The organism is Streptomyces sp. NPDC006552 (genome assembly GCF_040611655.1).
GTDB lineage: Bacteria > Actinomycetota > Actinomycetes > Streptomycetales > Streptomycetaceae > Streptomyces.
The window spans coordinates 26,424-47,137 of the sequence record NZ_JBEXOS010000024.1; the positions used below are offsets into that span (position 1 = coordinate 26,424).

Annotated in this window: 18 protein-coding genes; 11 read left to right on the forward strand and 7 right to left on the reverse strand. The window is 74.7% G+C overall.

Going from position 1 to position 20,714, the window contains the following annotated elements; all coding sequences use genetic code 11:
- Nucleotides 1-75: 75 nt before the first annotated feature.
- Nucleotides 76-1,341, forward strand: a complete 1,266-nt coding sequence (locus ABZY33_RS16305; RefSeq protein ID WP_356492230.1) for a hypothetical protein — start codon at nucleotides 76-78, stop codon at nucleotides 1,339-1,341.
- Nucleotides 1,342-1,440: 99 nt separating this feature from the next.
- The gene (locus ABZY33_RS16310) at nucleotides 1,441-1,953 is read left to right on the forward strand and encodes a DoxX family protein (RefSeq protein ID WP_356492231.1); all 513 of its coding nucleotides are present in this window, start codon (nucleotides 1,441-1,443) and stop codon (nucleotides 1,951-1,953) included.
- 27 nt (nucleotides 1,954-1,980) lie between these two features.
- Here ABZY33_RS16310 and ABZY33_RS16315 read toward each other — a convergent pair whose 3' ends face one another.
- Nucleotides 1,981-3,951 (reverse strand): glycosyltransferase family 2 protein, encoded by a 1,971-nt coding sequence (locus tag ABZY33_RS16315; RefSeq protein ID WP_356492232.1) that lies wholly within the window; start codon nucleotides 3,949-3,951, stop codon nucleotides 1,981-1,983.
- 1,040 nt (nucleotides 3,952-4,991) lie between these two features.
- A complete protein-coding gene (locus ABZY33_RS16320) occupies nucleotides 4,992-6,314 on the reverse strand; it encodes a PspC domain-containing protein (protein ID WP_356492233.1) in 1,323 nt (440 codons plus the stop codon).
- Between the two features lie 158 nt (nucleotides 6,315-6,472).
- Between ABZY33_RS16320 and ABZY33_RS16325 the strand changes: the two genes are divergently transcribed.
- Together ABZY33_RS16325 and ABZY33_RS16330 are read left to right on the forward strand one after the other, a co-directional pair.
- Nucleotides 6,473-7,792 (forward strand): PspC domain-containing protein, encoded by a 1,320-nt coding sequence (locus ABZY33_RS16325; protein ID WP_356492234.1) that lies wholly within the window; start codon nucleotides 6,473-6,475, stop codon nucleotides 7,790-7,792.
- Nucleotides 7,789-8,481 carry a response regulator transcription factor gene (locus tag ABZY33_RS16330; RefSeq protein WP_356492235.1) on the forward strand — a complete coding sequence of 231 codons (693 nt, stop codon included), beginning with the start codon at nucleotides 7,789-7,791 and terminating at the stop codon, nucleotides 8,479-8,481. The genes ABZY33_RS16325 and ABZY33_RS16330 overlap by 4 nt, the downstream gene beginning before the upstream one ends.
- A gap of 3 nt (nucleotides 8,482-8,484) precedes the next feature.
- Here the strand turns inward: ABZY33_RS16330 and ABZY33_RS16335 are convergent, their stop codons facing one another.
- Nucleotides 8,485-8,931: an ATP-binding protein gene (locus ABZY33_RS16335; protein ID WP_356492236.1), complete on the reverse strand. Its 447-nt coding sequence runs from the start codon at nucleotides 8,929-8,931 to the stop codon at nucleotides 8,485-8,487.
- Nucleotides 8,932-9,014: 83 nt separating this feature from the next.
- Between ABZY33_RS16335 and ABZY33_RS16340 the strand changes: the two genes are divergently transcribed.
- The 3 genes from ABZY33_RS16340 (at nucleotide 9,015) to ABZY33_RS16350 (ending at nucleotide 11,472) form a co-directional block, all read left to right on the forward strand.
- Entirely contained in the window at nucleotides 9,015-9,833 is an 819-nt protein-coding gene (locus ABZY33_RS16340; RefSeq protein ID WP_356492277.1) for a helix-turn-helix transcriptional regulator, read from the forward strand.
- On the forward strand, nucleotides 9,830-10,015 hold the full coding sequence (locus tag ABZY33_RS16345; RefSeq protein WP_356492237.1) for a DUF397 domain-containing protein: 186 nt from the start codon (nucleotides 9,830-9,832) through the stop codon (nucleotides 10,013-10,015). Before ABZY33_RS16340 ends, ABZY33_RS16345 begins: the two co-directional genes overlap by 4 nt.
- A gap of 62 nt (nucleotides 10,016-10,077) precedes the next feature.
- A complete protein-coding gene (locus ABZY33_RS16350; protein WP_356492238.1) occupies nucleotides 10,078-11,472 on the forward strand; it encodes a threonine/serine exporter family protein in 1,395 nt (464 codons plus the stop codon).
- A 79-nt stretch (nucleotides 11,473-11,551) separates the two neighbouring features.
- Here ABZY33_RS16350 and galE read toward each other — a convergent pair whose 3' ends face one another.
- The 4 genes from galE to ABZY33_RS16370 all read right to left on the reverse strand — a co-directional run bounded on the left by galE (nucleotide 11,552) and on the right by ABZY33_RS16370 (nucleotide 16,046).
- Nucleotides 11,552-12,559, reverse strand: a complete 1,008-nt coding sequence (galE, locus tag ABZY33_RS16355) for a UDP-glucose 4-epimerase GalE (RefSeq protein ID WP_356492239.1) — start codon at nucleotides 12,557-12,559, stop codon at nucleotides 11,552-11,554.
- A 36-nt stretch (nucleotides 12,560-12,595) separates the two neighbouring features.
- Nucleotides 12,596-14,230, reverse strand: a complete 1,635-nt coding sequence (locus tag ABZY33_RS16360) for a glycosyltransferase family 2 protein (protein ID WP_356492278.1) — start codon at nucleotides 14,228-14,230, stop codon at nucleotides 12,596-12,598.
- A 66-nt stretch (nucleotides 14,231-14,296) separates the two neighbouring features.
- On the reverse strand, nucleotides 14,297-15,448 hold the full coding sequence (locus ABZY33_RS16365) for a glycosyltransferase 87 family protein (RefSeq protein ID WP_356492279.1): 1,152 nt from the start codon (nucleotides 15,446-15,448) through the stop codon (nucleotides 14,297-14,299).
- A 130-nt stretch (nucleotides 15,449-15,578) separates the two neighbouring features.
- The gene (locus ABZY33_RS16370; RefSeq protein ID WP_356492240.1) at nucleotides 15,579-16,046 is read right to left on the reverse strand and encodes a MarR family transcriptional regulator; all 468 of its coding nucleotides are present in this window, start codon (nucleotides 16,044-16,046) and stop codon (nucleotides 15,579-15,581) included.
- Nucleotides 16,047-16,142: 96 nt separating this feature from the next.
- Here ABZY33_RS16370 and ABZY33_RS16375 point away from each other — a divergent pair, with 96 nt between their 5' ends.
- The 4 genes from ABZY33_RS16375 to ABZY33_RS16390 all read left to right on the forward strand — a co-directional run bounded on the left by ABZY33_RS16375 (nucleotide 16,143) and on the right by ABZY33_RS16390 (nucleotide 20,640).
- Nucleotides 16,143-16,556 carry an organic hydroperoxide resistance protein gene (locus tag ABZY33_RS16375; RefSeq protein ID WP_356492241.1) on the forward strand — a complete coding sequence of 138 codons (414 nt, stop codon included), beginning with the start codon at nucleotides 16,143-16,145 and terminating at the stop codon, nucleotides 16,554-16,556.
- An 80-nt stretch (nucleotides 16,557-16,636) separates the two neighbouring features.
- The gene (locus ABZY33_RS16380) at nucleotides 16,637-18,610 is read left to right on the forward strand and encodes a hypothetical protein (protein WP_356492242.1); all 1,974 of its coding nucleotides are present in this window, start codon (nucleotides 16,637-16,639) and stop codon (nucleotides 18,608-18,610) included.
- Nucleotides 18,607-19,740 (forward strand): acyltransferase, encoded by a 1,134-nt coding sequence (locus ABZY33_RS16385; protein WP_356492243.1) that lies wholly within the window; start codon nucleotides 18,607-18,609, stop codon nucleotides 19,738-19,740. Before ABZY33_RS16380 ends, ABZY33_RS16385 begins: the two co-directional genes overlap by 4 nt.
- Before the next feature lie 60 nt (nucleotides 19,741-19,800).
- Nucleotides 19,801-20,640: a TylF/MycF/NovP-related O-methyltransferase gene (locus ABZY33_RS16390; protein WP_356492244.1), complete on the forward strand. Its 840-nt coding sequence runs from the start codon at nucleotides 19,801-19,803 to the stop codon at nucleotides 20,638-20,640.
- Nucleotides 20,641-20,714 lie beyond the last annotated feature (74 nt).

The following is a 20,714-nucleotide window of genomic DNA, read 5'->3' on the forward strand; positions in this document are numbered from 1 at the left end:
GGCACAATTCGCTGTCGGGGCACCGAAGTTGACGGGTCACACACAGAGGCTGAGGGCGGGGGCGTCGCGGTGGCGATGCAGGAAGCGCGACACGGGCAGGGCACGCACGAGGGCGGCTGCACCTGCGGCGGCTGTCCGCACGGCGCGCGCGAGGGGCACCGCAGGGCCGTGGCCGCGTTCCTGGCCAAACGGGACGGGCTGGCCGCCGGCGACGGGCTGCCGGCCGCCGTCGCCCACTCGGCGGGCGCCTCCCGCCAGTGGATCTCCGACGAACTCACCCAGTCCGCGCGGGCGGTGTCCGACCGCGGCCGGGAAGAGGGTGCGGCCTGGCGCGCGGGCCTGTGGCCGCGCACCCTGGCCGTGGCGTGGGGCGGCGTCGGCGCGCTGCTGCTGGTCCAGGCGCTCACCGCGATCGGCGCGGGCTGGAGCGCCGCGCGCACGGCGGGCCTGGTCGCCGCGGTGGTCACGGCCGGGCTGCTCAGCGGCGCCGCGTTCCTGCACCGTGCGCGCGGCGGCGTCCTCGCCCCGCTGACCGGTGAGGACAACCGGCTGTCGACCTCACGCGCGGTCGCGGGCTGCGTCGTCCTGTTCGCCTTCTACGCGGTGCTCGTCCTCGCCGGAGAGCTGGCCGCCGCGTCCGGGCCCGGCGCCCGCGAGCGGCTGGTCGACGGACTCGGACTCGCGCGCGGTGCGGGCCTGTTGACGGTTCTCGCCGTGGTCTGCGCGGTCGCGGTCCTGGTCCGCAGGGTGGTCGGCCTGCGGGTGCTCGCCCAGCGGCTCCAGAAGGTGCAGGCGGCCCGGCCGCGCGCCGCCGACCTGCTCACCGACGACGCCGGACGCGGCAGCTTCACCGACACCCAGTACGTCGCCGTGTGCGCGGCCGCGCTCGTGTGGGCCGCGACCCGGCTCGCCCGCCGCCCCGGCCAGCTGCCCGACCTGCCCTGGGGGCTCGTCGTCCTGGTGGCGGTGGCGGCGGCGACGTACCTGTGCGGCAAGTACGCGGAGGGCGGCAGGCCCGTCGTCCTCTCCGTCGTGCGGGCCCGCGAGGCCGGTGACCTGGACGCGCCGATCCGCACCGGCGACGACATCGAGATCCGCGGCGCCGGGTTCGTGCCGCCCGGCGCGGGCACGGCCGATCAGCTGGCCCGGGTCGCCGTACGCATCGGCACCGTCCACGTCCACGTACCGCTCGTCCCCGTGCCCGGGGGCTTCACCAACCCGGCGGACGCGCGGCTGACCGTGCCGGTCCCGGTGGAGGTCGAACCCGGCCGGGTCGAGGTCCAGGTGATCACCGCGGCGGGCGTGGAGACGAACCGCTGCGCCATCGACGTCGTCGACTGAGCGCGGGCGTCGGCCGGCCGGTGCCGCGGGTGAGCCCGCCCGGCCTGTCGTACGTATGGTCGGGTAAGGCACCTGGCGCGAGAGACGGGCGGACCAGCGATGGCGCACGGCAGGCGAACGGACCCGCACGGCGGGTACGCCCACGGCGACGGCGGCGGCCGGCGGGAGACACTCCAGCGGTACGCCCTGGTGCCGCTGCGCGTCTTCCTCGGCGTCACCTTCCTCTACGCGGGGCTGGACAAGCTCACCGACAGCGCGTTCCTCCACGCGAGCGGGACCGGCTCCATCGGGGAGCAGATGCGCTCCGTGCGCGACGTGGCGGCGCTCCCCGGCCTCGTCGACCTGGCGCTGAAGTCCCCGGCCGGCTTCGGCTACGCGATCGCCCTCGGTGAACTGGCGGTCGGGATCGGCACGCTCCTCGGGGTGCTGGCGCGGATCGCCGCGCTCGGCGGCGCGCTCATCTCGCTGAGCCTGTGGCTGACGGTGAGCTGGGCGACCGAGCCCTACTACCTCGGCAACGACCTGGCGTACTTGATGGCGTGGCTGCCGCTGGTGCTGGCCGGGGCGGCGGTGTGGTCGGTGGACGCGTGGTGGCGCCGGCCCCACCACTGAATCACCGCGTCACCCGCCTCACCGGCGTCACCCGCGGATCCTGCGCACGGCCTCACCCAGCTTCCGCCGCGCCACTCCGGCCAGCGCCACCGGCCGGACCTCCACCACCAGCGTGGTCTCGGACGCGGCCGCGACCGGGCGGGCGGCGTAGGGGCGGGCGAACCGCAACCAGTGCGCGGCGCCCAGCCCGGCGGGGCGGGGGACGGCGACGCAGGGGGCGCCGGGCGGGGCCAGGGTGACGGTCCAGCGCCCCGGGCGCAGCCCCCGTACCGCCAGCTCCGCGCTGAACGTGCCGCCGTCACGGCCGGGCACCACCGGCAGCTCGCGGCGCTCGCCCGCACTGTTCTCGACGCGCAGGCGCAGCCCGCCGGGGCCCTCGTCCGCGGTGGTGCCGGTGACCGTCAGCGTGCCCGGGCGGGAGCGGTGCCAGGCCATGCCGGTCACCCGGTAGCGCGGGTCGTCGCGCGGGATCTCCTGGCCGGCGTTGAGGGAGAGGTTGCCCCACGGGGTCACGTACGGGGTCAGGGTGAGGGGCCTGCCGCGGTCCGGCACGGTGATCCCCTCGTACGGGGGCCGCCCGCCCGCGCTTCGCAGAGCTTCGGGTGCCGCCAGCCGGACCGTGCGGCGCACGCCCCGCGCGCGGACGTCGAGGAAGACGTTCCACCGGCCGCGGCCCAGCGGGGCGCCGGCGGCGGCGGTGCGCAGGTCGAGGTCGGCGGCGAAACCGGCGTCGGTGCCGGGGCGCGCGCGGGTGGGGACGCGGATCTCCGGGTGCTCGGCGTCGTAGCAGCGCAGCAGCAGGTCGGTGGTGGCCTCCTCGGGGGCGATGTCCTCCAGGTGGGCGCGGCCGGTCAGGCGCAGCACCCCCTCCTCGTCCCACCGCACCGCGTCGGTCCGCTGGTGCACCGGGAGCCGGTCGGTGACGTCGAACGCACTGTCGGGCACGCCCACCGCCGCGTCACGGAAGAGGGGGTGGTTCCAGTAGGCCCGTCCCGCGTCGATGACGTGCCCGCGTCCGGCGTCCTTCTTGGCGTCGCGGACGACCGTCAGCACCTGCGCGAACCGGTCGGCGCGCAGCAGGTGCAGGAGCAGCCGGTCGCGCGGTTCGAGCCGCTCGATGATCGCGTCGGTGACCCAGTTCACCACCCAGGCGCGCAGCTCCGGGTAGATGCGCTCGCGGATGGACTCCTCGCTCTCGCGCAGCAGCAGCCACCACACCGGGCCGCACAGCTCCCACTCGACGTGCCGCCGCATGATCTGGTCGCGGCGCGGGCCCGGCCCGAGGTGGCGGGCCACCGTCTCGAAGCACATCCGGGTGCCCTGCATGCGGTCGCTCAGGCTCTGCGCGGTGCGGGTGAGGTTGTTGCCGTTCTCGCGGTCGCGGTGGTAGTAGCAGTCGTAGTCCGCGACGACGGAGACGCCGTCCGCGTTCAGGTACGCGGTGGCGGTGAACGGCTTGTCCTCGGTGTTGCGCAACGGCGGGAAGCGCAGCTCCAGGCGGTCGATCAGCGAGCGGCGGAAGAGCTTCCAGCACCCGAGGGTCCGGTACGCGGCCGAGGAGAAGATGTCCGTACGCGGCTTGTTGCTCCGGAAGACCGCGGTGGGCACGGGACGGCCGCCCACCGAGACCATTTTGCCGAGCACGATGTCGGTGCGGTTCTCGTCGGCCATGGCCACCATGCGGCGCAGCGCGTCGGGGCCCAGGTAGTCGTCGGAGTCGAGGAAGAAGACGTAGTCGCCGCGGGCGCGGTCCAGGGCGACGTTGCGGGGGACGGCGGCGGTGCCCGAGTTCTCCTGGTGGATGACGTGCAGGGCGGGGCAGAGGGCGGCCAGGCGGTCCAGCTCCTTGCCGGTGCCGTCCGTGGAGCCGTCGTCGACCGCGATGATCTCCAGCTGGTCCTGGCCGAGGGTCTGCTCCATCACCGACGTGATGCATTCGGTCAGTTCGGGCAGGGCGTTGTAGGCGGGGACGATCACGGTGACTCGGGGCTGGGACATGGCTTTCCTCGTACTCGGCGGCATGGGCTGCCGCCCGGGCAGCGGGGTGTCCAGCTCGGCTGGGGCTCCTGGGCGTAGCGGTTCGTTCTTGGGGGGGCGGTTGGGTGTTTGTACGGGGAGGTAGATGGCTGACGGGGGTGAATGGTTGTGCGGCGGATCTTGAACGGGTGCCCTTTCGCCCGCGGGTCGCTGGGTCGTCTTGCGCAGTTCCCCGCGCCCCTGGGTAGTTGGTCAGCTGTCCGGCCGGTGGGGCTTCTCGCGCAGTTCCCCGCGCCCCTGAGATGCGCACTGCGTGCGCCATCTCATCGGCCCCTGGGGGCAGCGGCGAAGCCGCAAGCCCCCTCAGGGGCGCGGGGAACGGCGCGAGCAACCGTCCACCGAGCGGCAGGACGAAAGACGGGCCCTGAAGGGGCGCGAGGAACTGCGCGATCAGCCCCCACCGGGCGGTAGTTGAATGACGGGCCCTGAAGGGGCGCGGGGAACTGCGCGAGCAGCCCCCGCCGGGCGGCAGGCGAAAGACGGGCCCTGAAGGGGCGCGGGGAACTGCGCGAGCAACCCTCCACCGGGCGGTAGGTGGACGACGGACCTTCTACGGGCGCGGGGAACTGCGCGAGCAGCCCCCGCCGGGCGGTGAGTGGACGACGGGGCCTTAGGGGGCGCGGGGAACTGCGCGAGCAACCCTCCACCGGGCGGTAGGTGGACGACGGACCTTCTACGGGCGCGGGGAACTGCGCGAGCAGCCCCCGCCGGGCGGTGAGTGGACGACGGGGCCTTAGGGGCGCGGGGAATTGTGTGATCCGCTACAACCGGGCCGCACAGGGCGGGAGCCCGTTCGTCAAGGCGTTCGGCGCGTGGCCGAGGCGCGGCGCAGGCGCACGATCTGGGTCACCGTACCGACCGCCCCGGCAACCCCCAACCCCCCGCACACCAGGGGAATCCCCACGAACCAGGGCGCCTCCCACACTCCCCCCGCGTCCCCGAAATAGACGACCGCCGTCACCACGAGCACCAGCCCCGCCACAAACCGCCCCGGAGAGAACTCACGCCGCACGGGACACCTCCGCCTGCCCGAGACCGACCTCGACGTGGAGTTCCAGCACCCCGCCCGAGGAGGAGCCCCCCGCCCCGCCCGCCACCGGCTTCAGCGTGACGTCCCTCTCGACATCCGGCCGCACATCCACGTCCTTCGACTCGTCACCGGTCACCCGCACGTCCCCGACCCCGACCTCGACCCGCAGCCGCACCGTCTCCCCGCGCGGCAGCACGATCTTCGCCCGCCCCGCGCCCACCTCCAGGTGCGTCGCCAAAGTCGCGCCCTTCGCCACATCCACCCGGGACAGATCCAACGTGCCGACCCCCGACCCGAGTTCGTAGTGCGGCCGCAGCGCCGCCGCGTCCGCCGGAGCCCACCGCGTACGGACCCAGTCGGTGCCGATGGAGGCGGGCAGCGCGGCGGACGCGGTCAGCAGCCCGGCCGTGATCACCGCGAGGACGATGGAGCCCACCCCGGTCCGCCCCCGGAACGCGCTGACCGCGATGCCGAGCCCGAAGACCCCGAGCGCACAGGCGAGCCCGGTCTGCACGCTGTCGCCGAACGTGCGGGAGTCCCAGGAGGCCCCGGTGGCCGCCGTCCCCGCGACGAGCGCCCCCAGGAACGTGCGCCCGCCGATGCCCCGGGGCCCGCGCGCCCGTGCCGCTCGGCCCACCCGCCGCCCGGCGTCCGCCCCGCTCCGCGCGGCCCGCGCGGGCCCGGCGTCCTCGCTGCCGGCCGGGCCCCAGAAGTACCCGGTGCCGCCGACGTACGTACCGTCCTTCACGATCGGGTCCCGCCACCACGACGGCGCCGGGGAGACCGGCGGCGCCTGCGCCTCGGGCGGGGCGTCGGCGGCGGCCTGTGCCGTGACCGGGTCGGGGTCGGCGGTGCCGCGCGCCCGCGACCAGTAGCCGGTGCCGGCGAGCAGCAGGGCGAGGACGGCGGCGAAGGTGAGCGCCCCGCCGTTGTTCAGCATCGACAGGAAGACGCCGCAGCCGACCAGCGCGGTGATGATGGCGGCGAGCCCGGGGCCGTCGACGCGGCCGGTCAGGAGCTTGCGGAAGTCGTTCTCGTCCTCGTCGTCATAGGGCACGAACAGCCATGCGAAGCCGTAGAAGATGAGGCCGAGGCCACCGGTCACGGCGAGGACGGCGAGCCCGATCCGGAAGATCACCGGGTCCATGTCGCAGTGCCGGCCGAGCCCCGCGCAGACCCCGCCCAGCGACTTGTGCCGCCGGTCCCGGCGGAAGCGGCGCGGCGGGTCGGGCGGCTGCGGCGCGGCGGCCGGGGCCGCGGCGGGTTCCGCGTCGTGCGGGGCGTGCTCCGTCATACGTCCATGGTGACCGGCCCGCGCCGTCCGCGGGAGCGGGGGCGACCCTGGACGGACCCTGAGATCGCCCCTGAGACGCGCCCCGGCCCCGGGATCAGGGGCGTCTCCGGGGCCGACCCTGATGCCGGGGCCCGGCCGGGCGTGTGACGATCGGTGGCATGCAGGAAGCAGCGACCGCCACCCGTGCCGGCAGCGAGGCACCCCGGGAGCCGCGGCCGCCGCGCAAGCTCTACCGCTCCAGCGACGGCCGCTGGCTCGGCGGTGTCGCGCGCGGCCTGGCCGGCCACCTCGGGCTGCCGGTCGTCTGGGTGCGGCTGGTCTTCGCCGGCCTGTTCATGGCGGACGGTTTGGGCGCGCTGCTCTACGCCGCCTTCTGGTTCTTCGTCCCGCTGGGCGTCGGCGGCGTCGGCGCCGGCCGGCCGGGCGTGCTCGCCACCGAGACGGCCCCCGACGGGCGCCGCAGACTGGTCGCGCGCCGCCCCGACAAGGGCCAGATCCTCGCACTGCTGCTCATGGTCGTCGTCGCGATGATCTTCGTGCAGAACGTGCAGCTCACCGGGAACACCAAGGCGTACCTGGTCCCGGCGGTCCTCGTCGGCGCGGGCGTCGCCCTGGTCTGGCGCCAGGCGGACAACGCGCGCCGGGCCCGCTGGGCCGAGGTCGGCCGCCGCAGGCGCACCCTGCACCTGGCCCGCGCCGCGGCCGGCGTCGTCCTCGTCGGCGCGGGGGTCACGGGCATCTTCGTCACGCAGGGCGCCACCGAGCACCTCGGCTCGATCCTCCAGGCGGCCCTCGCGGTCCTGGTCGGCATCGCGCTCCTCGCCGGCCCCTACCTGATCCGCATGACCCAGGACCTGTCCGAGGAACGCCTGATGCGCATCCGCGCCCAGGAGCGGGCCGAGGTGGCGGCCCACGTTCACGACTCGGTCCTGCACACCCTGACCCTGATCCAGCGCAACGCGGAGAGCCCGTCCGAGGTGCGCCGCCTGGCCCGCGCCCAGGAACGCGACCTGCGGGCCTGGCTCTACAAACCGGCCGCCGCCGAGAACCCGCAGGAGCCGGAGACGGTCGCGGAGGCGGTCAAGCGGCACGCGGCCGAGGTCGAGGACAAGCACGGCGTCCCCCTGGAGGTCGTGGTCGTCGGCGACTGCCCGCTCGACGACGGCCTGCGCGCACAGATGCAGGCCGCGAGGGAAGCGATGGTGAACGCGGCCAAGTACGGTGGCGAGGGCGGGGCGGTCCAGGTCTTCGCGGAAATCGAGGGAGGGGCGGGAGGGGCGGGCGGCGAGGTTTTCGTGTCCGTACGGGACCGGGGGCCCGGCTTCGACCTCGACTCCATCCCCGCCGACCGCATGGGCGTAAGAGAATCGATCATCGGCCGGATGGAGCGCAACGGCGGGACGGCCCGGCTGCGGGCGGTGCCGGACGGCGGCACGGAGGTCGAACTGACCATGAAGAGGGCGGAGAGGACGTCATGACGGAACCGATCGAGGAGACCGGCCCGGGGCGGCATGTGCGGGTGGTCCTGGTCGACGACCACCGCATGTTCCGCACGGGCGTCCAGGCGGAGATCGGCCGCACGGAGACGACGGGCGTCGAGGTGGTCGGCGAGGCGGCCGACGTCGACCAGGCGGTCACGGTGATCACGGCGACGCGCCCCGAGGTGGTCCTGCTGGACGTGCACCTGCCCGGCGGCGGCGGGGTCGAGGTGCTGCGCCGCAGCGCCGCGATGATGGCGGACACCGAGCGGCCGGTCCGCTTCCTCGCCCTGTCCGTGTCGGACGCGGCGGAGGACGTCATCGGCGTGATCCGCGGCGGCGCGCGCGGCTACGTCACCAAGACGATCACCGGCACGGACCTCGTGAACTCCGTCTTCCGGGTCCAGGAGGGCGATGCGGTCTTCTCGCCGCGCCTGGCGGGCTTCGTCCTGGACGCCTTCGCGTCCACCGACGCGCCCCCGGTCGACGAGGACCTCGACCGCCTCACGCAGCGCGAGCGGGAGGTGCTGCGGCTCATCGCGCGCGGTTACGCGTACAAGGAGATCGCCAAGCAGCTCTTCATCTCGGTGAAGACGGTCGAGTCCCACGTCTCGGCGGTGCTGCGCAAGCTCCAGCTCTCCAACCGCCACGAACTGACCCGCTGGGCGACGGCCCGCCGCCTGGTCTGAGCTTCAGCCCTGGCCCAGGCGGAGTTCGCACCACACCGTCTTGCCGGGTCCGCGCGGCCGGGGTCCGGACCCCCAGGCGTCGGCCAGCGCCTCGACGAGTACCAGGCCGCGCCCCGACTCGGCGTCCGGCGCGGGGGCCTCGGGCGCGGCCCCGGCGAAGGGTTCACCGGCGTCGGTGACGAGCAGCCGCAGCGAGCGGTCCGCCTCCCCCGTCAACACGGCGCGCGCCCAGATCTCCCGCCCCGCCGGGGCCTTCGCATGCCGGTACGCGTTCGTCGTCAGCTCGCTCAGCAGCAGCTCGGCGGTGTCCGTGACGTCGTCGGGGAGCGCCCAGGACGCGGCCTGTTCCCGGAAGAGCTCCCGTACGCGGCCGACGCTGCGGGCGTGCCGGGGCAGCCGCCATTCGATGTCCTGGGGGAGGGCCGGCCCGGGGCGGCCTGTTCTCTGCATGCCGCCAGCGTTCCGTCTCCCGGGTAACCTCAGGAGTAACGGCGCGGGTACAGCGGGTAGTTGTACCTGTCGTGAACCCGGAGGTGCGTGTGGCCACGTCGACGGAGTCCAACCCCGCGTGGCGGTACTGCGGCAGCCAGCTGAAGCTGTGGCGTACGGAGGCGGGGGTGACGCGGGAGGCGCTGGCCGACGAGGCCGGTTACGGGCACGAGTACGTGAAGTCCATGGAGAACGGGCGGCGCAGGCCCACGCTTCGGCTCCTCCAGGTCGCGGACCAACTGTGCGGCGCGGGCGGGAAGATCGTCGCCGCGCAGGAGTATCTGAAGCCGGAGGCGCACCCGGAGCGGTCGCAGGAGTTCCTGACCCTGGAGAGGGACGCCATCGCGTTCAGCTCGTACGAGCCGCTCCTCATCCCGGGACTGTTGCAGACGCCGCAGTACGCGCACGCGTTGATCAGCGACAGTTGCCCGCCGCTCGACGACGAGACCGTCGAGGAGCGGGTGGCGGGCCGCCTCAAGCGCCAGCAGGCGCTCACCGAACGAAAGGTCGTCACGTTCAGCTTCGTGCTGTACGAGGCGGTGCTGCGTACGGTGGTCGGGGATCGGGCGGTGATGCGGCGCCAGTTCCAACAGGTGCTGGAGTTCGGTGAGTCGCGGAACGTGTCGGTCCAGGTTCTGCCGTTCGGAAAGGCGTGCGGTGTTGCGCTGCGGGGGTCCGTCGTGCTGCTGGAGACGGGCGACCACGAGCGATACGCGTACGTCGAAGGGCCGGAAACCAGTGTTCTGTACGCCGGTCCGGACAAGGTCAGCGACCTCACCAGGGCCCATGACATGATCCGCATGCATGCCCTCAGCCCCGAGGATTCGGCCGGGTTCATCAGGAAGGTGGCGGCAGAACTGTGAACGCGCGCTTGACGTGGTTCAAGTCCAGCTACAGCGACGACCAGGGCGGCAACTGCCTCGAAGCCGCCCGTACCCCCGAGCGCATCCACATCCGTGACTCGAAGCTCGGACCCCAGGGGCCGACGTTCACCACGGCCGCACCCGCGTGGACGGCGTTCCTCGCGCACGCGCGGAGCGTCTGAGCCGGGAGGCAGCCCGGAGTTACTGGTCCGTATGGGCGTTATGTCCGTTACGCTCCATCTGTATGTCCGTGAGGAACCACACCGCCGCTCCACGTCCCGACCCGTGGCTGAACCGGGCGCTGCCGCGTCTGCGGGGGCTCGAACCCATCAGCAGTTACGGGTATGCCGGGGAGCTGCTGCATGACGACGGGCGCGCGGACATCCAGGCGTACGGGGCGCGGGTCGTCGATCTGGCGGTCCGGGTCGGGGAGGCGTTCCTGTCGTACGGGGCCTCCGCCGAGGAAGCCGTAGCCGGGATGCTGGTCACCGCCGAGACGTACGGGCTGAGCTACTGCGAGCCCAGCGTCACGCTCGGGGCCGTGTCCCTGTCGGCGTACGCGCCAGGCGAGTTGACCCCCCTGCACGCGACCCGGCTGACCCGCAAGCACGCCACCGACTTCCGCGCCCTCGGGCACCTGCACGCCCTGGTCGACCGGATCAGCGGGCACGGCCTGTCGCTCGACGAGGCCCGCGCCGACGCCGCGCGGATCCTCGACGCGCCCGCGCCTCCGGGGAGCCGGCGGTGGGCCCGGTGGCGGGTGCCGGTGCAGACCGGGCTCGTCGCGGCGGGCGGTGGCCCCGTCTTCGGCGGCGGGCCGCTCACCTCGCTCTGCTCGTTCGTGGCCGGGGTGCTCGGGTCGCTGCTGAGCGGCTGGCTCGGGCGCAACGGCGTACCCGCCTTCTACCGGTACGCCGTCGCCTCGATGCCGGCCGCGGCGCTGGCCCTGCTCGTCAGCCGGTACGCGCCACCCTCCGCCGTGCAGGCCGTCGTCGTCGCCGGGGTGCTCGGGCTGCTGCCCACCGTGACCTTCGTGAGCGCCGTGCAAGATGCCCTGGCCGGGCACTATCTGACCGCGCTCGGGCGGCTCTTCGACGCGCTGCTCGTCTTCGCCGCCGTCGTCACCGGGGTGGTGGCGGTGCTCGGCGCCGGGCAGCTCGTCGGGCTCGGCGTGCCGATCGTGCCGTCCGTGCGGCGCTCCGAACATCTGGGCGCCCCGGGTGTGGGCGCCGTCGTCTTCGCGGTGGCAGTCGCGGCGCGGGCGCGGTCCCCGCGGCGAGACTGGCTGCCTGCCGCGGCGCTCGGGCTCGGGGGGTTCGTGGTGTCGGTGGAGTTCGAGGTGCTGGGGTTCTCCTCGCTGCTCGGTACGGGGCTGGTGGCGGCGGTGGTCGGCGGGGCCGGGCACATCGTGGCGCAGCGGCGGCGGGAGTCCGCGTTGCCGCTGGTCGTGCCGGGGATCGCGCCGCTGCTGCCGGGTGGGGCGCTTTACGCTTCGCTGGGGGCGCTGGCTTCTGGGCGGACCACGGTGGGGGTCGGGGGGCTGGTCAACGTGGCGGCGGTGACGCTGGCGCTTGCGGTGGGAGTGGGGTTGTCCGGGGAGGTCGGGCAGCTGGTGCGGAGGGTCCGGGCGGCGGGGTGAATTCGCGGCGGGCCCGCCCCGGCTCGGGCCGCGGGGCTCCGCCCCGGACCCCGCTCCTCAATCGCCGGAGGGGCTGGGCTTATTTGTGGGGCCAGCCTGTCCAGGCCGAGGTGATCATCTCGCGTACGTCCCGTCGCGCCGTCCACCCCAGCTCCCGTTCGATCCGGCTCGCCGACGCCACCACCCGGGCCGGGTCGCCGGGGCGGCGGGGCGTGGTGAGGGGGGTGCGGTCGTGGCCGGTCACCTCGGTGATGAGGGTGATGAGTTCGCGGACCGAGACGCCCTCGCCCCGGCCGATGTTGAGGGTGAGGTCCGTGCCGGGAGCCGCGCCGGCCAGCCGGTGCGCGGCGGCCACGTGCGCCTCGGCCAGGTCGGCGACGTGGATGTAGTCGCGTACGCACGTCCCGTCCGGCGTCGGATAGTCGTCGCCGAAGACGCGCGGCGCCTCGCCCGCCGTCAGCCGTTCGAAGACCATCGGGACGATGTTGAAGACGCCGGTGTCGGCGAGTTCGGGGGCGGCCGCCCCGGCCACGTTGAAGTAGCGCAGGGACGCCGTCGCCAGACCCGTGGCGCGGCCCGTCGCCCGGACCAGCCACTCGCCCGCCAGCTTCGTCTCGCCGTACGGGCTCATCGGCACGCAGGGGGTGTCCTCGGTGACCAGGTCGACGTCCGGCGTGCCGTAGACCGCCGCCGAGGAGGAGAAGACGAAGGAGCGGACCCCGGCCGCGGTGACCGCCTCCAGCAGGACCCGCAGGCCCTCCACGTTCTCGCGGTAGTAGTGCAGCGGCCGCTCCACCGACTCGGCCACCTGCTTCTTCGCCGCGAGATGGATGACGCCGGTGACCGTGTGCCCGGCGAGCGTCCGGTCCAGGAGCGCGCGGTCCAGGGTCGAGCCGGTGACCAGGGGCACGTCGGACGGCACGCGCTCGGCCAGGCCCGTGGACAGGTCGTCGTAGACGACGGCGCGCTCGCCCGCGGCGCGCAGCGCCCGCACCACGTGCGCGCCGATGTAGCCGGCGCCGCCGGTGATCAGCCAGGTCTTGTCGGGCTCGGTGTCGGTGCCGGTGTCGGTGCCGCTGGTGGTCATGTGGGCGCTTACCCCTCCGTGTCGGTGAGCGGGAACTCAGTGAAACAGCCGGGCCGCCCGGCGCCGCAGCACCGACACCACCCCGCGTGGCCCCGCCGCCGTGCGCAGCGCGAGGGCCCCGGAGTGGGTGGCGTAGGGCTGGGCGAGCAGCACCCCGTGGCGTCGGCTCGGTACGGCGACGCGGCGCAGCAGGCCCGGCCGGCGGACGGCGTGCGGGGTGGCGTCGCGGTGGCCGCCGTCGGCGAAGTGCAGGCGCAGGCGGATGTCGCAGGTGCCGGGACGGCCGAGCGCCGACAGGTCGAGCACGGCGCTCGCCACCCAGCTGCCGTCCTGCCCACCGTCCCCGGACCGCGCCGTGAACGTCGCCGCGCGCCGTTGCAGCACCGTGCCGCGGCGCCGGTCCACCAGCTCCACGTCGACCGTGCGCGGGCCCGCCTCGGCGACCCGCCCGTACAGCTCGTGCAGCAGCAGCGTGAGCCGGGTGCCCCGGGCGCGGGGGACCAGCTCGCCGTCGACGGTCACCGGCAGCTTCCGCATCGGGCGGTGCAACAGGTGCTCCAGGGAGACCTGGGGGAGGTCGGCCGACCAGACGGGGGTGCCGTCGGGGGCGCGGGCGTACGGGGGCAGCAGCCGGGCCGGGCGGGCGGCGACCTCCTTGACGCGGGCCAGGTCGCGGGGGGCCGGCGAGGCGAGGACGAGGCGGCCGACGACCCGGCCGGGCGCGGGCGCCGCCTCGAAGTCGGCGGTGTCGAAGGTCTCCAGGTAGGCGCGGGTGCGGGTCCACCACTCGGCGCGGTACTCGGGGGAGCGCAGGTCGAGTTCGCGCGCGTACATCCGCACGGAGTGGTCGAGGAAGGAGGTGCGGGCGGCCCGGGCGAGTCGTTTCTGCGAGGCGTCCAGGAGGAGTGCGACGGACTGGCGGTGGGCGTCGAGGCGGGCCTGCCAGTTGTCGATGCCGGCCCGGTCCAGGGAGAGGGAGAGCTTCTGCGCGGCCCGGCGGACGTGCCACACGTAGACCCGGTCGGGGATCAGGGCCATGCGCGGGGCGGCGGCGAGCACCCGGGCCGTGAAGACGAAGTCCTCGTAGACGAACCGGCCGTCGGGGAAGCGGACGGCGTGCTCGCGCAGGAAGTCCGTGCGGTACAGCTTGTTGACGCAGAGGGTGTCGGTCACCAGGCGGGGGCGGCGCTCGGGGCGGGTGACGAGGGCGGGCCGCGCGTACAGCTCGGGCCGCCAGGGCACCTCGCGGCCGGAGGGGAGTTCGCGGCGCACACACAGCCCCGCGGTGACCTGCGCGCCGTGCCGCCCGGCCGCGGCGAGCAGCGCGTCCACCGCGCCCGGCGGCAGCACGTCGTCGCTGTCGAGGAACATCACGTACGAGGACGAGGCGCGGTCGATCCCGTCGTTGCGGGGCGTGCCGCAGCCGCCGCTGTTGACCTCGCGGCGCACCACGTGCAGCCGGGGCTCCCCGGCGGCGAGCGCGTCGAGCAGCTCCGCGCTGCCGTCCGTGGAGCAGTCGTCGACCGCGAGCACCTCGCGCACGGCGGGCCCCTGGGCGAGCGCCGAGCGCACCGCGTCGGTGACATGGGCGGCGTCGTCGTACCCGATGACGACCACCGTGACGGTCGGGTCCGGAGGGTCGGGGAGGGGTGCGGGGTTCGCGGAGTTCACGGGGTTCGCGGAGTTCACGGGGTGAATTGTAGAGCTTTAAGGTGATTGTCCCATTAAGGCGGCGGCTCAGGCGATGTCGATGGCCGGTCCGGCCGGCACGGTGGCCCGCCAGAGCGAGCGGAACGACAGCAGCGCCGCGCCCAGCAACAGCGCGTTGCGCACCACCATCACCGCGACGCCCGTCCATGTCCCGGCCATCACGTCCGCGTACAGCACCGGATAGGCCAGGGCGCTCACGCCCGCCGCCGCGAGGACGAGCAGCGCGACCGGGCGCTGCGTGGTGTGCCGGGAGGTGAGGCAGACCGCGGCGAGGCCGAGCAGCCACACCAGGTACTGCGGGCTGATCACGCGGCTGGTGACGGTGAAGAGCAGGACGGCGCAGAGCGCGGCGTCGAACGGCGTCGCCGTGGTGTGGCGCCGGGCCCGCAGCCGCCACCACAGCAGCCCGACGAAGGCCGCGGCGGTCAGCGCGACCGCGACCCCCGCGACGAGTCCGACGTGCGGTCCGACGTACTCCATCGCCCCGTACCGGTAGCGGACCCGGCCCCGCCAGCCGGCGCGGCGGGCGAGCGCGAGCGCCGTCCCGCCGAGCGACTCGATCTGCACCCCGCGCCCACCCTGCCCGCTCAGGAACGACAGCGGCGAACGGAACGCCAGCGCCAGGACCAGCAGCATGGCGGCCGCGGCGGTGAGCGCCGCGCCCCACGCCTGGCGCGTCGTGCGTCCCCGCTCGATACCGAGCAAGGTGAGCGCGGGCCACACCTTCACCAGGGCGCCGAGCGCCGCGAGAGTGCCGGTGAGGCGGGGGGAGCGGTGCAGGGTCAGCAGCGCCAGCACGGCGAGGGCGGTGACCTCGACGTCGTAGCGGGCGAGCGGGATGTGGAGCAGGAGCGGCAGCCCCGCCGTCCACAGCCAGGCGCCTGCCGGCTCGCGGCCGCCGCGCGCCAGCGCGTAGCCGACCAGGGCGTCCGCGGCGAGCGTGAGGGTGACGAACGCCTGGAAGTAGGTGAGGCCCGGCAGCACGCTGGGTGCGAGGAGCAGCGGGCCCGCGCCCGGCGGGTACTGCCAGAGCGGGTCGCCGGTGGGGAACGTGCCCTGGGCCAGGGTGGCGCTCCAGCGCGCGTACAGGCCGTGGACCTCGTTGCCGACGCCGCCGACCCCGAGCGGGTGCGCCGCGTCCTGGAGCAGCAGCAGGAGCATCGCGGCGCGGGTGAGCAGCCAGCAGGCGGGGAGGGCGAGGCGGGCCGGCCGGGCGCGGACGGCCGGGGACGGATCGAGGACGGCGGGGTGGTCTCGCGTATCGATTGTCACGAAATGGGAGAGTATGTCCCATGACGGTGCTCCGGGCTCAGCCGGGCGTCGCCGCGTCCAGAGCCTCCGTCAGACGGTTCAGGCGCTCGCGCAGCTCCTCGATCTCCGCCAGGTCGAAACCGGTCGCGCGGGCGATGCCGCGCGGGACCTCCGCGGCGCGCTCCTTGAGGGCGACGCCCGCCTCGGTCGGCGTCACGAGCACCGACCGCTCGTCACGCGCGCTGCGCTCGCGCCGCACGAACCCGTTCGCCTCCAGGCGCTTGAGCAGGGGTGAGAGTGTCCCGGAGTCCAGGCGCAGCCGCTCGCCGAGCCGCTTGACCGGGAGCGCCGCGCCCGCCGGCTCCTCCCACAGGGCCAGCATGACCAGGTACTGGGGGTAGGTGAGCCCGAGGTCCTTGAGGAGGACGCGGTAGAGGCCGCCGAACGCGCGCGAGGCCGCGTTCAGCGAGAAGCAGATCTGCCGGTCGAGCCGGAGGAGGTCCTCGGCGGGGCGGGGGCTGGTCATGGCTCCAGGGTAGCCGAAGGCGTCATTTAGTTGTGCGCAATTGAATTGCGTGCTCTACTTGTCTCCGTACGGACCGTTCTCGCGAAGGAGCCCCTCATGGACGCCCTCTACACCGCCGTCGCCACCGCCACCCACGGCCGCGACGGGCGCGCCGTCTCCTCCGACGGCGTGATCGACCTCCAGCTCGGCATCCCCACCACCATGGGCGGCAACGGGCAGGGCTCGAACCCGGAGCAGCTCTTCGCCGCCGGGTACGCGGCCTGCTTCGGCAGCGCGCTCGGGCTCGTCGGCCGCGCCGCCAAGGTCGACGTCGCCGACGCGGCCGTCACCGCGGAGGTCTCCATCGGCAAGCAGGGCGAGGGCTTCGGCCTCGCGGTCGTGCTCCGCGTCGAGCTGCCCGACTCCGTCGACGCGGAGACCGGCCGCAAGCTGGTCGACCAGGCCCACCAGGTCTGCCCGTACTCGAACGCCACCCGCGGCAACATCGACGTCGACCTCGTCATCGAGTAGTACCGCCGCACGGGGCAGGGCGCGTCACCCGGGTGGGCCAGTACGAGTGACCCCGCGGGGCCGCGGGGGTTGGGCACTCAATGAAGATCCTCGCCCGCCCCCCTGCCCTGACCCGCCCGGCCGTCCCCGGCGCCCGCCGTCCGGGCGCGCCGCCCGGCGCCCCGGCCCCCCGCTGGGCCCTGCCCCTCGCGGTCCTCGGCGGCACCGCCCTCGTCGCCGTCCGCGCCGCCGCGCTCGGCCAGTGGATCGTCGACGACGCGGCGGTCACCTTCGCCTACGTCCGCAGCGTCGGGGAGGGGCTCGGCCCGGTGCAGCAGGCCGGGGCCCCGCCCGTCGAGGGGTACTCGAACCCGGCGTGGCTCGTGCTGCTGCTCGCCGGGCGGGTCCTCGGCCTCTTCGACCACGGCGCCTGGTTCGGGGTGAGCGACCTCGCCCTGTTCCCCAAGGCCCTCGCCCTCGCCTGCGTCGCGGCCACGCTGGCCTGCGTCGCGGGAGCCGCCCGGGTGGCGGCGCCGGGGCGCGCCTGGCTCGTCGTGCTCGGCACGGGCGGGCTGCTCGCCGCGAACGAGTCCTACGTCGTCTGGTGCTTCTCCGGTCTGGAGAACTCCCTGTACGGGCTGCTCGCCGCGGCCCTCGCCCTGCTTCTCGTCCGCGCCCTGACCGGCCGGGGCGCCGGCGGGCCCGGCCTCGCGTGCGGCGCCGCCGCCCTCGCCCTGGCGGCCGCGCTCACCCGCCCCGACGGCGCCGTGCTCGCCGCCGCCTACCCCCTCACCGTGCTGCTCGCGCGCCGCCAAGGCGCCCTGCGGGCCGCGGTGCTCAGCTGCGCGGTGTTCGCCACCGGGTACGGGGCCTTCCTGCTGTGGCGCCGCGCCGCGTTCGGGCGCTGGGTGCCCAACACGGCCGTCGCCAAGTCCCAGCGGCCGCCGGACCTGGCCGAGGTGGCGAAGGCGGGCGAGCTGCTCGGGTACGCCGGGTGGGCGCTGGTCCTCGTCTGCGCGGCCTGCGCCGGACTCGTCCTCGGGCGGCCAGGACCCGCGCGCCGGGTGACCGCCGGGCTCTGCGTGCCGCTCGCCCTGACCCTGCTCGCGTACGGCGCGCTCGCCCGGGACTGGATGCCGCTGTACCGGTTCGCCACCCCGGTGTGGGTGCTCGGTTCGGCCCTCGCCGCGCTCGCCGTCACCGTCGTGGCCGCCGAGGCGCGGCCGCGGGCCCGGGCGCTGCTCGGCTGCGCGCTCGCGGGCGGCCTCGCGCTCTCCCTCGCCGGACAGGAGGCGCGCGGCGCGGGGTTCCGGCACGAGCCGACGCTCTCCATGTGCTGGGTCGCCGACCGCTACGGCCGCACCTTCGACACGTACGCCGACCGGCTCGGCCTGCGCCCCGGCGCCACCGTCGCCCTGCCCGACCTGGGCGGCACGCTGCTCACCAGCCGGCTGCGGGTCGTGGACATCGCCGGCCTGACCGACCGCAGGATCGCCGACGCCTACGCCGCCCACGACAAGGACGGCCTCGCGCGGTACGTGCTGAGCGCGGTCCGCCCCGAACTGGTGCACACGCACGGCGCGTGGCCCGCGAAGTCCGGGCTCACCGACGCCCGCCTCACCGCCGCCGGGTACGTGCCGCTGTACCGGGAGGAGGACGGCGGCGGCGACTACGTCCGCGCCGCCGCCGTCCCCGGCGGCGCCCGCCGTGTCGCCGCCGTCCGCGCGTGGGCCGAGCCCCGCCTCGACCGGATGAACCGCGCCAAGCAGCACGAACGCGGCCACCTCGGCGCCTGCGGCCCCCGCCTGCTCCCACCCCGCCTCACACCTCCCACCCCGGCGTCCCGGCCGGCCCCGCCCCCGCCCCAGGACGCCTCGCGCGGCGAGACCCGCCCCATCCCCCTCGCCCCCCTGACCCCGCCCGCACCCGTGGTCCCGGTCGCCTGGGACGCGCCGTACGAGGGAGATCCGCGCGGCGAGACCCGCCCGATCCCGCTCGCCCGTTTGCAGCCGCCGGCGCCCGTCGTCCCGGTCACCTGGGGCAGCGCGTCCATCCCCCGGGAGGTTCAGCTGTGACCGCCCTGCTCGTTCCCGCTCAGCCGCCGCTGCGGCGGCGCGTGCGCGCGGGTCGCTCCGGGCGGCTCGACTCGCTCACCGGGCTGCGCTTCCTCGCCGCGTTCGCCGTGTTCACGCACCACTTCACCGGCGCGAGCCCCGCCGGCGGCGTCGCGCACGCGCCCGTGCTGTTCCCCTACTCCACGATGGGCGTCAACGGCGTCGGGTTCTTCTTCGTCCTCTCCGGCTTCCTGCTCGCCTGGGGCCACCGCGCGGGCAGCGGCACCACGGAGTTCTACCGGCGCCGGGCGGGCCGCGTCCTGCCGCTGCACCTCGCCGCGACCGTGCCCTGCATCTGGGTGTTCCACGTGTGGGGCGGCGTGCCGTTCGACCTGCCGAGCTTCCTGGCGTCCTTGCTGCTCGTGCAGACCTGGTTCCCCGGCGTCGTCCCGATGTTCCCCGGCAACGGCGTGTCGTGGACACTCAGCGTCGAGGCCTTCTTCTACCTGCTGTTCCCCTTCGCCATCCGCGGCGCCTACCGGCTGCGGACCCGGACCCTGCTCGCCCTCAGCGGGTCCGGGCTCGTCGCGATGTGGGCCGTCAACTGGTGGGCCGCCGCCCATCTTTCCCCGTTCCACCGCGAATGGCTGATGCGGCTCCCGGTGACCCGGCTGCCCGAGTTCGCCCTCGGCCTCACCCTCGCGCTCGCCGTCGGCCGCGGCCTGCGCCTCCCGCTGCGCCCCGGCGTCCTCGCGGCGCTCTTCGCCGCCTACACGGTGGTGTACGTGCACCGCGCCACCTGGTGCCCCGGCCCCGTCGCCGACCAACTCGCCTGGACTGTCCGCCCGTTGGTTGCCCTCTTCTCCGCGCTCGTCATCGTCGCCTACGTCCAGCGCGAACGCGCCGGCCGGCGCGGCTGGCTCTGCACGCCGCTCATGGTGCGGCTCGGCGCCTGGTCGTACGCCTTCTACCTGCTGCACCAGACCGTGAACCGGCTGATCCTCGACCACTGGGACCGCGCCCACCCCTCCGACCTGTCCGTGTTCACGCTGCTCGGCGTCGCCTGCGTCACGGTCGCCCTCTCCTGGGCCGCGTACACCTACGTCGAGGAACCCGCCCGGCGCTGGTGGAGCCGGAGCCAAAGCACGTAACGTGACGGTCAGTTGACAGTGCGTGACAGGGTGGGGGATTTGGGCGTAGTGTCCCGCTGCATGGCATGGAAGAAAGCTGTCAACGACGCCCTCCGGACCCTGACCGGATACCAGTTGACCCGGCCGCGGGTGCCCGCCCCGCGCGCCGGGGCGCAGCAGGCCCCCGAGCCGCCCGCGCCCCCCACGCCACCGCCCCCGCCCGCCCCGAAGAAGGACAGGGAAGTACACCTGCCCGTCGACTACGACGACGAGGCCAAGGAGACGATCCGCGCGGTCAAGCCGTGGACCATGACCTCCCCCGAGCGGCTCAACGCGTTCATCCTCGCCACCCGGCACGTCGTCCGGCACGGCATCCCCGGCGCCGTCGTCGAGTGCGGGGTGTGGCGCGGCGGCTCCATGCAGGCCTGCGCGAAGACGCTGCTCGGCTGCGGGACCACCGACCGCGACCTGTACCTCTTCGACACCTTCGACGGCATGACCCCGCCGACCGACGAGGACCTGCGGCGCGACGGGACGCCCGCCGCCGACCTCCTCGCCCGGCACGGCAAGGAGAGCGCGATCTGGGCGTACGCCACCCTCGACGACGTGCGATCCGGCTTCGCGCAGGTGCCGTACCCGGCCGAGCGGGTCCACTACGTCCGGGGCAAGGTCGAGGAGACCGTGCCGGACCGGGCGCCGGAGCAGATCGCGATCCTGCGGCTCGACACCGACTGGTACGCCTCCACCAAGCACGAACTCGACCACCTCTACGACCGGCTGGTCCCCGGCGGCGTCCTGCTCATCGACGACTACGGCTACTGGCAGGGCTCGCGCCAGGCCGTCGACGAGTTCCTGGAGCGGACCGGGGAGCGGCTGCTCCTGCTGCGGATGGACGAGGGGCGGATCGCGGTGAAGCCGTGACCCGCCGCGCCCGCGCCGCGCGCCCGTGACACCCGGTCCCCGCGTCGCCCGGCGCGGGGACCGACGGGTGATCA